The organism is Aeromicrobium sp. CFBP 8757, assembly GCF_014841755.1.
Lineage (GTDB): Bacteria > Actinomycetota > Actinomycetes > Propionibacteriales > Nocardioidaceae > Aeromicrobium.
Genome location: NZ_JACYUM010000016.1, coordinates 1 through 10,262 on the forward strand (window position 1 = coordinate 1; position 10,262 = coordinate 10,262).

Genomic DNA, 10,262 nt, shown 5'->3' on the forward strand with positions numbered 1-10,262 from the left:
ACGCGCCCTAGGACTGACCACCCCCTCCATCAGCGCACGCGCCCTAGGACTGACAGGGATGTCCGGCGGTGCGTTCGCTGCGGGGCTGACCGCTCGCAGCACCACCGCCCAACGCATCGGCCTGAAGGTCTTCGGGCCGGGCCTCGGCCCAGACGCTAGCGTCCTGGCTACACCAGCGCTGGCCAGCCTGCGAGCCATCCGCACGGAGCAGCTCATCGCAACGACAGGCTTCGCCCGCGCACTCAAGGCGCCCGCCCTCGACACCGCGTGGCGGGACAACATCCTGGCCGCCACAACTGCTCGCTCCCTCGTAGGCACCATGAGCGTCGCCGCGCCACAGCGCCGCACCTTGAACAACATCCTCGGCATCAACGCGGCGACCGGCGCTGTCGTCGCCCGTTACGCCGCCGCCAACCCCGACCTCCGCCTTGCCCCGTTGAGCCGCATCTCGGCAAGAGCATTGCGAACCCTTCTGCTCGACCTGCCCGAGCAGCCGACAGCACTCGACCTGAACCGTGCCAGCGATTTCAGCCGCAGCGTCGCTGGGCTCACTGCAGCCGACCTCCTCCTCGGCAGCGGCATCCTCGACCCTGAGACCACCGACGACCTCGAAGAACAGGTCGTCGATCCGTGGATCACTGACGAACACCAAGAGCGCGCCGAGCTCTACGACACCCTCGACCAGTTCAACCCCGCCATCGCCGAGTTCCTGCACGCAGCCTGGGACCAGATCGACCGCGATGGGCCCGCAGCCGTCTCGTTGACAGCCCACGCCATCGTCGAAGCACTTGACCACACCTTGCGGCACGGCGCACCCGACCCCGCTGTCCTCGCCGCCGCGGAACGCGGCGACCTCGGCGAAGACGCCACCTTTCCCAAGGACGGCAAGCCCGCACCCACACGCCGAGGACGCATCGCCTACATCCTCAGCCTCCAACAGGGCTCCCACCTCCCCCTCATCCAGGACCACGTGTCAGCGTTGGCCAAGACCACCAACCAGCTCTTCAGAAAGGCGCAGGGCGCGAAGCACGCGTCGAACGTCGAGCTGAAGCTCGTCCAGACCTACCTCGTCTCCGCCGAGAGCATCCTGCGCCAACTGGTCGTGCATTCCTGACCAATCCCGCCACTCGCAGCGGATGCGAACTGCTCTACGGCGACCGCCTAGCTCGCGTCCGAGCTCGTATCCCACCCTCCAGCGGCCAAGAAGGCCGCGTTGGCCTCCTTGATGTCGTCCGTGACGCGATCGACATAGGTGTCGAAGAAGAAGGCCGGCGAGCTGTGACCAGCCCATGCCGCCGCCTGGACGTGCTGCTTGCCCTGACCTCCGTCGACCTCAGGGAGGATGGTGTACGTCGCGTTCGCGTGACGCAGCGCGTGGAATCGCCACGCCTGGCCCGTCGCCTCGGCCGCGGCCTTGCCGAGCTTCGACGCCTGATCCGCCCAGGCCGTGGTGGACCGATGACGGGGGAAGAGCCACCCGTACTCGGGGTCGGAAGGGTCGCGGTCACGCGCTGAAGCGATGAGTTCCTCGGCGATGTGGCGGTGGGACTCCCACATGGTGGCAACCCGAGGCTTGTCACCCTTGGGCGGCTTGACGGCGGGCCACGGCCGGTCACGGTCGAGTTGCCAGTCCACAAACACGTCGCCGGTGGCCGGGTCGATCGAGTCGTCCTTCAGCGCGAGGCACTCCGCGATGCGCAGGCCCGTGGAGAACGATGTGAGGACAAGCTTGTAGCCGTAGCCGGGGTACTGCTCTTCGTAGGCGATGGCGTACTCCTCCACCTCGTAGAAGTCGAGGACGACTCCGTCCATGAGACCCTCGCGTGAGTCGGGCTCCCGAGCCAGCTTGCGAGCGGCCTTGGCCACCTTGCGCCTACGCACGGCAGACCCGAAAGGTGCCTCAACGAGAAAGTAGCCGCGCTCCTCGGCCCAGCTGATGAAGGTGTTCAGGGTCCGTTCCAGAGAGTCGATGGTCGTCTTGGAAGCCGGACGCGTCCGTCGCGGACTCTCGGCTTTCGTCGAGTCGGCGGGCTTGAGCGCCTCGTCGAAGACTCTCGTCCACAGCGGCAGCTTCGCATCGGCGCAAGCGGACCCCTTGAAGACCGGTGCGATCCAGACGTTCCAGTTCGACTTGTACTGACGGATGCTGCTGTCCACGACGCCGGTCGCCGTCATCGTGTTGAGCATCTCCTGGAACGCCTCCACGAGCCGCGAGTCGACCTTCGGTTCGGCGCCGCGCCGGCGCGCAAGTTCCTTGCGCTTGCCGACGGCCCAGGCCTGAGCTTCGGACTCTGTACGGAACTTCTTCGGCAGCCGCTCGCCCTGACCGGGTACGCCTCCTGTCCAGTAGCGGACGGCGCCGCTCGCGTACACGCGCACCGGGTCGTCGTCGCGGAGGTGGGTGCGTCGGGTTCTAGTGGACATTCCAGCTCTCCTCATCTGCGAGGTCGGCCAGCTCTGCGTCGAGGTCGGTGTCCTCGACGTTGCCGGCGAAGAGAAGCTGATGGCTCGCGGGGGCCGCAACCCATGCCAGAAGGGTTGAGACGGTCCAGCGCGGCAGCCGGCCGATGTAGCGCGGCGCGGGGAAGGTCGGGTCGTTGTCGCGGACGTTGTCGAGCGTGCGAGGGCTGATCTCCAGCACTTCAGCGGCGCCGGCGGGACCGACGACCCGGTCGAAGGTCGGGGCGAAGATGTTCGGGTTCATGCCCTGGACCGGTCCGGCCTCGGCCTCGGGGTGCCAACCGTGCACACACGGCTCGACCGACTTGGTCTGGGAGATGGGGTCTGCGTTCATGACCAGGACTGGTGCCGAGTGGTCGTGAGAACGCATCCGCTGCACGCACTGGCCCGCACCAGCGCGCAGCGAAACGCACCGCTCGTGTACATCTTGTGTACCGACGATCGGGCGGTTTCCCTGCGATCGCAGCGAAAACGTCAAGTGTCTCGTAGACCACGCAGATCTACGAGGGCACCAACCAGGTGCAGCGCGTCGTGATGGCGCGGCAGCTACTGGCGGGGATCCAGTCGACGCTGTAGCGCCGGACGGGCATTGTCAGACAATCTGATATTGTCTGACAATGCCCGCGACCACTGACGCATCCGTCCGCCCGGATGCTGTGGTGGGAGAGCTGCGGTCCGCCGTCCTGACGGGGGGCCTGTCCCCCGACACGGCCGTGACCGAGGCCTACGTCGCGCAGACGTACGGCGTGGCCCGTCCCACGGCCCGCATCGCGATCGACAAGCTGGTCGCCGACGGTCTGCTCGGACGCAGGCCGCACCACGCTGCCCGGGTGCGCACCCTCGACCGCGACGACATCACCGACCTCTTCGTGAGCCGCGCGGCGATCGAAGCCGCGGCGGTCGAGCTTCTCGCGTCCGCGACGACCATCCCCGCGGATGCCAGCGAGGCTCACCGCCGACTGCTCGACCAGCCCGAGGACGCGCCCTACACGGCCCACGACCTGGCCTTCCATCGCGCGCTCGTGCACGGCACGACGTCCACGCGCCTCCCCCGGCTCCACGACCTGCTGATGGGCGAGATCGAGCTGGGCATCGCGCAGGTGGAGGCACACCGGCTGCGCTCCGGCGACGAGGTGGCGCGCGAGCACCAGGCCATCCTCGACGCGATCGCGACCGGCGACGTCGAGCGTGCCGGCCATCTGACGCGCGCCCACATCCGCGCCTCCAGCGACCGCCTCGTCGCCCACTACGACTCCCTGCACGCTCCTCCCACCGCACAGAAGGTGACCTGATGGTCCAGCGCCAGCTCCCCAACCCCCGCGAGATCTTCGACCTGCTGAAGTTCAAGAAGCCGGTCCTCAACCCGAAGCGTCGACGCCTCGAGAAGGCCCTGACGATCAACGACCTCCGGACGATCGCGAAGCGCCGCACGCCGAAGGCCGCCTTCGACTACACCGACGGCGCCGCCGAGGGCGAGCTGTCGCTCGCACGCGCCCGTCAGGCCTTCGAGGACGTCGAGTTCAGCCCCCGCGTGCTGCGCCCGGCCCAGAGCGTCGACACGTCCACCACGATCCTCGGCGGCCCGTCACGACTGCCGTTCGCGATCGCCCCGACCGGGTTCACGCGGCTGATGCAGACCGAGGGCGAGATCGCCGGCGCCGGTGCCGCGGGTGCCGCCGGCATCCCGTTCACCCTGTCGACCCTCGGCACGACGTCGATCGAGGCGGTCAAGGCCGCCAACCCGCACGGCCGCAACTGGTTCCAGCTCTACGTCATGCGCGACCGCGAGATCTCGTACGATCTGGCCCGCCGCGCCGCCGCCGCAGGCTTCGACACCCTGCAGTTCACGGTCGACACCCCCGTCGCGGGCGCGCGCCTGCGCGACAAGCGCAACGGCTTCTCGATCCCGCCGCAGATCTCGCTGCGCACGGTCGTCAACGCGGCCGTCCGGCCGTGGTGGTGGTTCGACTTCCTGACCACGCCCAAGCTCGAGTTCGCGTCGCTCAGCTCGACCGGCGGCACGGTCGGCGAGCTGCTCGACTCCGCGATGGACCCGACCATCTCGTACGCCGACCTCGACGTCATCCGCGAGATCTGGCCCGGCAAGATCGTCGTCAAGGGCGTGCAGAACCTCGAGGACGCCAAGCAGCTCGCGACCCAGGGCGTCGACGGCATCATCCTGTCGAACCACGGCGGACGCCAGCTCGACCGCGCGCCGATCCCGTTCCACCTGCTGCCGGAGGTCAAGCGCGAGGTCGGCTCGGCGCTCGAGATCGGCGTCGACACCGGCATCATGTCGGGCGCCGACATCGTGGCCGCCGCGGCGCTCGGCGCCGACTTCTCGATGATCGGCCGCGCCTACCTCTACGGCCTCATGGCTGGCGGACGCGCGGGCGTCGACCGCACGATCGCGATCCTCGAGGACGAGATCGTCCGCACCATGAAGCTGCTGGGCGCCTCGTCGATCGCCGAGCTGGAGCCGGCCCACGTCACCCAGCTCGAGCGGCTCGTCCCGCGGGCTCGCTAGCCGGGCTCAGCCGCCCGCGAGTGGTGCACACCGTGCCGCGAGTGGTGCGACGTGGTCAGACACGCCGTCCCAGAGTGTCCGGACCGCACCACTCGCGGATCGGCTCGCGGATCGGGCGGGTCAGCGGGGGCTGAAGCTCGCGAGCTCGTGCGTCGCGGCGATGAGGGCGCGCATCTCCTCGAGCGTGCCGCCGACGGCCCCCAGCGACCTGGCCTGGACGAGGACGTTGCCGAGCGCCGTCGCCTCGACCGGGCCCGCCAGGACGGGTCGGCCGCTGCGGTCGGCCGTCGCCTGGCACAGCAGACGGTTCTGCGAGCCGCCGCCGACGACGTGGACGACACGGATCGTCCGCCCCGACAGCCTCTCGGCCGCCTCGAGGGCGTCGGCGAAGGCCTGCGCGATGCTCTCGACGATGCTCCGCATCAGCATCGCGCGATCAGCAGGAGCGGCGGCACCGTGCTCGGCACACCACTCGCGCACCCGCGCGGGCATGTCGCCCGGTGCCATGAACCGCGGGTCCTGGACGTCGAACACCGTCACGGGCCCCGAGACGTCCGCGGCCACCCGCAGGATCTCGACGAGATCGACGGCGTCGCCGTCGCGCTCCCACTGCCGCAACGTCTCGCTGATGAGCCACGTGCCCATGACGTTGGTCAGGAAGCGAGTGCGCCCGTCGACGCCGCCCTCGTTGGTGAAGTTCGCGGCACGCGCCTCCTCGGTGACGACCGGGGCGTCGAGCTCGACGCCGACCAGCCCCCACGTGCCGCACGAGATGTAGGCCGCGTCGTCGGTCTGCATCGGGACCCCGACCACGGCCGACGCGGTATCGTGCGAGCCGACCGCTGTCACGGCCAGGTGCGGCGCTCCGATGCGCTCGCCGACGTGCGCCGACACGGTGCCGATGGTGTCGCCGGGTCCGACGAGGTCGGTCAGGATCGACGCCGGCAGACCTGCCTGCGCGACGAGGTCGAGGTCCCAGGCGCCGGTGCGCGGGTCGAGCAGTCCGGTCGTCGACGCGTTGGTGGTCTCGGTGACCATCCGGCCGGTCAGCCAGAAGCCGATCAGGTCGGGGACCAGCAGCAACCGGTCGGCGTCGCCGATCTCGTCGGCGGCCAGCTGGTAGATCGTGTTGAACGGCAGGAACTGCAACCCGTTGCGGGCGTACAGCTCGGCCGGCGACACGCGGGCGTGGATGCGCTCCACGCCCCGCGCCGTCCGCCCGTCCCGGTAGTGGAACGGCACGCCCAGCATGCGGTCACCCCGCAGGAGGGCGTAGTCGACCGCCCACGAGTCCACCGCCACGCTCCCGAGCCCGTCGGGTGACTGGCTCACGGCTGTCCACAGTCCGTCGAGAGCGTGGCGGTAGAGCTCGAGGGGGTCCCAGTGAAGACCGTCCTGGAGAAGGACGGGTTCATTGGCGAAGCGCGCGACCGCGCGCAGATCGAGTCGCCCCGGCCCCACGTCGCCCACCATGACGCGACCGCTGGAGGCGCCGAGGTCGATGGCGGCGACGGAGACCGAGGACATGGCCGGGCCCCTAGCGCAGGAACGCGGCGGCGACGCCGGCGTCGACGGGGATGTGCAGGCCCGTCGTCTGGGTCAGGTCGGGACCGACGAGCGCGTACACCGCGTTGGCGACGTGGTCGGGCAGGACCTCGCGCTTCAGCAGCGTGCGCTGCGCGTAGAACGCACCGAGGTCCTTCTCGTCGACGCCGTAGACCGCGGCGCGGTTGGCGCCCCAGCCGCTGGAGAAGATGCCCGAGCCCTGCACGACGCCGTCGGGGTTGATGCCGTTGACGCGGACGCCGTGCTCGCCGAGCTCGGCGGCCAGCAGGCGCACCTGGTGGGCCTGGTCGGCCTTGGTCGCGGAGTACGCGATGTTGTTGGGGCCGGCGAACACCGAGTTCTTGCTCGAGATGTAGACGATGTCTCCGCCCAGGCCCTGCTCGATGAGCGCCTTCGCGGCGGTGCGCGAGACCAGGAACGAGCCCTTGGCCATGACGTTGTGCTGCAGGTCCCAGTCGGCGACCGTCGTGTCGAGCAGCGACTTGCTGAGCGACAGGCCGGCGTTGTTGACGACGAGGTCGAGCCCGCCGAAGGCGAGCAGCGTCGCGTCGACGGCTGCCTGGACGGCGTCCTCGTCGCTGACGTCGGCCTGCACGCCGATCGCGACGTCGGTGCCACCGATCTCGGCGGCCGCGGCTTGGGCCTTCGCGAGGTCGAGGTCGGCGATCGCGACGACGGCCCCCTGGGCGGCGAGCTTCTTCGCGATGGCCTTGCCGATGCCGGAGGCGGCACCGGTCACGAGCGCGATGCGTGTCGCAAGGGGCTTCGGCGCGGGCATGCGCTGCAGCTTGGCCTCCTCGAGCGCCCAGTACTCGATGCGGAACTTCTCCGCCTCGTCGATCGGGGCGTACGTCGACAGGCCCTCGGCGCCGCGCATGACGTTGATGGCGTTGGTGTAGAACTCGCCGGCGACGCGGGCGGTCTGCTTGTCCTTGCCGAAGCTGAACATGCCGACGCCCGGCACCAGGACGATGAGCGGGTCGGCGCCGCGGATCGCGGGCGAGCCCTCGACGGCGTTGCGGTCGTAGTAGCCCTGGTAGTCCTCGCGGTACGCGACGTGCAGCTCGCGAAGTCGCGCGATCGAGTCCTCGACCGACGCGTCGGCCGGCAGGTCGAGCACGAGCGGCTTGACCTTGGTGCGCAGGAAGTGGTCGGGGCAGCTCGTGCCGAGCGCGGTCAGGCGCGGGTGCTCGGCGGCGGCGAGGAAGTCGAGGACGACGTCGCTGTCGGTGAAGTGACCGACCATGGGCTTGTCCTGCGACGCGATCGAGCGGATCGTCGGCACCAGTGCGGCGGCCTTCGCGCGACGCTCGTCCTCGGGCAGAGCGCCGAAGCCGTCGAGCGCCGGGCCGAACGGCTCGGGACGCGAGTTGGCCTCGATGTACGCGGCCGCGGTCTCGATGATCCACAGCGAGTTCTTCTCGGCCTCCTCGGACGTGTCGCCCCACGCCGTGATGCCGTGGCCGCCGAGGATGCAGCCGATCGCGTCGGGGTTCTCGGCCTTGATGGCGGCGATGTCGAGACCGAGCTGGAAGCCGGGACGGCGCCAGGGCACCCACACCACCTGACCACCGAAGATCGTCCGGGTCAGCTGCTCGCCGTCGGCGGCCGTCGCGATCGCGATGCCGGAGTCGGGGTGCAGGTGGTCGACGTGCTTCGCGTCGACCAGGCCATGCATCGCGGTGTCGATCGACGGGGCCGCACCGCCCTTGCCGTGCAGGCAGTAGTCGAACGCGGCGACCATCTCGTCCTCGCGGTCGAGACCGGGGTAGACGTCGACGAGCGCGCGCATGCGGTCGAGCCGCAGGACGGCCAGGCCGCTCTCGGTCAGGGTGCCGAGGTCGCCCCCGGAGCCCTTGACCCAGAGCAGCTCGACGTCCTCACCGGTGACGGGGTCGGTCTCGGTGCCCTTCGCGGAGGTGTTGCCCCCGGCGTAGTTGGTGTTGCGGGGATCGGCGCCGAGTCGGTTGGACCGGGCGATCAGGTCTGCTGCGGTGTTGTTCGTCATGGTGTCCCTTGGTGTGTGGGGGGTGTCAGTTCCAGCTGGCCTGGGTGCCGCCGACGCGCTCGGCGGCGATGGTGTCCTGGTAGCCGCTCTCGGCGTAGGCCCGCATGGGGTTGCCGGGCAGCCCGCGCTCCTCGCGCCATGCGGCGAGGTCGGCGCGGACGTCGGTGTAGAACGCGTCCGTGAAGATCTCGTGCGCGCCGAGGACGTCGCCCTCGGCCTGGGCCTTGGTCAGCGCCTCGGTGTCGACGAGCAGCGCGCGGGCCGTCATCTCCTGCACGTTGAGGACCGACCGGATCTGCCCGGGGATCTTGTCCTCGATGTTGTGGCACTGATCGAGCATGAACGCGACCTGGCTGTCGGGGCCGTACCCGCCGCCCCGGATGACCTCGAACATGATGCGGAACAGCTGGAACGGGTCGGCCGAGCCCACGATGAGGTCGTCGTCGGCGTAGAAGCGGCTGTTGAAGTCGAACGATCCGAGCTTCCCGAGGCGCAGCAGCTGCGCGACGATGAACTCGATGTTGGTGCCCGGCGCGTGGTGGCCGGTGTCGAGGCACACGAACGCCTTGTCGCCGAGGGCCTGCACCTGCACGTACGACGTGCCCCAGTCCGGGACGTCGGTGTGGTAGAACGCCGGCTCGAAGAACTTGTACTCCAGCACGAGGCGCTGGTCGTCGCCGATGCGGTCGTAGATCGTCGCGAGCGACTCGGCGAGGCGGTCCTGCCGGCCCCGGATGTCGCCCTGCCCGGCGTAGTTGGTGCCCTCGGCGAGCCAGATCTTCAGGTCGCGGGAGCCGGTCTGGTCCATGATGTCGATGCACGCCAGGTGGTGGTCGATGGCCTTCTGGCGGATCGCGGCATCGGTGTGCGTCAGGGCGCCGAGCTTGTAGTCGTCGTCCTGGAACGTGTTGGAGTTGATCGTCCCGAGGCCGATGCCGAGGCCCTCGGCATGGCGGCGCAGCGCGTCCCAGTCGTCGACCAGGTCCCACGGGATGTGCAGCGAGACGAGCGGCGCGAGGCCCGTGTGGCGGTTGACCTCGGCGGCGTCGGCGATCTTCTCCTCGACCGTGCGGGGGGTGCCGGCCGAGCCGAACACCTTGAAGCGGGTGCCGGAGTTGCCGTAGGCCCAGGACGGGACCTCGATGGCCTGTCCCTCGAGCTGCGCACTGATCGCGCTGAATGTCGTCATCGTCTGCTTCTCTCGTCTCGCGTCGCGGGGCGGCGCTTATTAAATCGATTCAATCACAGGCGGACCCGGGTCCGCCAGTAGCACTGGTCAGTCGGTGAGCGACCCGAGCTGGTCCTCCAGGTGGAAGACCTCCTGGAGCTCCACGAAGCCCGTGTCGGGCGAGGCGTCGCCGAGGTCGACGAAGAACTCCGCCATCTCGGCCTGCCAGCGGCCGTTGACCTCGGTGCGCGCCATCGCGGCCTGCGCGTCCTCGAGCGAGGGGGTCTCGACGTAGCCGATCAGCAGGCCGTCCGGACGCAGGAAGAGCGAGTAGTTGTGCCAGCCGGAGTCGGCCAGGGCACGGAGCATGTCGGGCCACACCGCGGCGTGGCGCCGGGTGTACTCGTCGATCCGGTCGGGCTTGACCTGGAGCTGGAAGCAGACGCGACGCACGGTCGGACCTTTCACGCGGGAGGGAGGAGGAGGAGGAGGGGGGACGTCCGGTCGGCGGAGTGAAGTCCGCCGACCGGACG

Annotated in this window: 9 protein-coding genes; 3 read left to right on the forward strand and 6 right to left on the reverse strand. The window is 69.6% G+C overall.

All coding sequences use genetic code 11. The features are described from left to right. Positions 1–1,114 (forward strand): hypothetical protein (locus IFT73_RS18485; protein ID WP_206759104.1); only part of this gene is annotated, 1,114 nt, incomplete at its 5' end. Positions 1,115–1,161: 47 nt separating this feature from the next. Here IFT73_RS18485 and IFT73_RS18490 read toward each other — a convergent pair. Next, positions 1,162–2,424, reverse strand: a complete 1,263-nt coding sequence (locus IFT73_RS18490; protein WP_192168904.1) for a site-specific integrase — start codon at positions 2,422–2,424, stop codon at positions 1,162–1,164. Next, positions 2,414–2,794, reverse strand: a complete 381-nt coding sequence (locus tag IFT73_RS18495) for an AlpA family transcriptional regulator (RefSeq protein WP_192168905.1) — start codon at positions 2,792–2,794, stop codon at positions 2,414–2,416. The genes IFT73_RS18490 and IFT73_RS18495 overlap by 11 nt, the downstream gene beginning before the upstream one ends. Positions 2,795–3,077: 283 nt before the next feature. On the opposite strand from IFT73_RS18495, the gene IFT73_RS18500 reads away from it, so the two are divergent. Together IFT73_RS18500 and IFT73_RS18505 are read left to right on the forward strand one after the other, a co-directional pair. Further along, positions 3,078–3,752: a GntR family transcriptional regulator gene (locus IFT73_RS18500; protein WP_197984375.1), complete on the forward strand. Its 675-nt coding sequence runs from the start codon at positions 3,078–3,080 to the stop codon at positions 3,750–3,752. Then, complete coding sequence (locus tag IFT73_RS18505; protein ID WP_192168906.1) at positions 3,752–4,987, forward strand: alpha-hydroxy acid oxidase; 1,236 nt, start codon at positions 3,752–3,754, stop codon at positions 4,985–4,987. Before IFT73_RS18500 ends, IFT73_RS18505 begins: the two co-directional genes overlap by 1 nt. Before the next feature lie 120 nt (positions 4,988–5,107). Here IFT73_RS18505 and IFT73_RS18510 read toward each other — a convergent pair whose 3' ends face one another. The 4 genes from IFT73_RS18510 to IFT73_RS18525 form a co-directional block, all read right to left on the reverse strand. Further along, the gene (locus IFT73_RS18510; RefSeq protein ID WP_192168907.1) at positions 5,108–6,514 is read right to left on the reverse strand and encodes a rhamnulokinase family protein; all 1,407 of its coding nucleotides are present in this window, start codon (positions 6,512–6,514) and stop codon (positions 5,108–5,110) included. 10 nt (positions 6,515–6,524) lie between these two features. Then, positions 6,525–8,561 carry a bifunctional aldolase/short-chain dehydrogenase gene (locus IFT73_RS18515; RefSeq protein WP_192168908.1) on the reverse strand — a complete coding sequence of 679 codons (2,037 nt, stop codon included), beginning with the start codon at positions 8,559–8,561 and terminating at the stop codon, positions 6,525–6,527. Positions 8,562–8,586: 25 nt separating this feature from the next. Beyond that, positions 8,587–9,750, reverse strand: coding sequence for an L-rhamnose isomerase (gene rhaI, locus IFT73_RS18520; protein WP_056605196.1), 1,164 nt, complete (start codon positions 9,748–9,750; stop codon positions 8,587–8,589). Positions 9,751–9,837: 87 nt separating this feature from the next. Then, positions 9,838–10,182: an L-rhamnose mutarotase gene (locus IFT73_RS18525; protein ID WP_192168909.1), complete on the reverse strand. Its 345-nt coding sequence runs from the start codon at positions 10,180–10,182 to the stop codon at positions 9,838–9,840. Positions 10,183–10,262 lie beyond the last annotated feature (80 nt).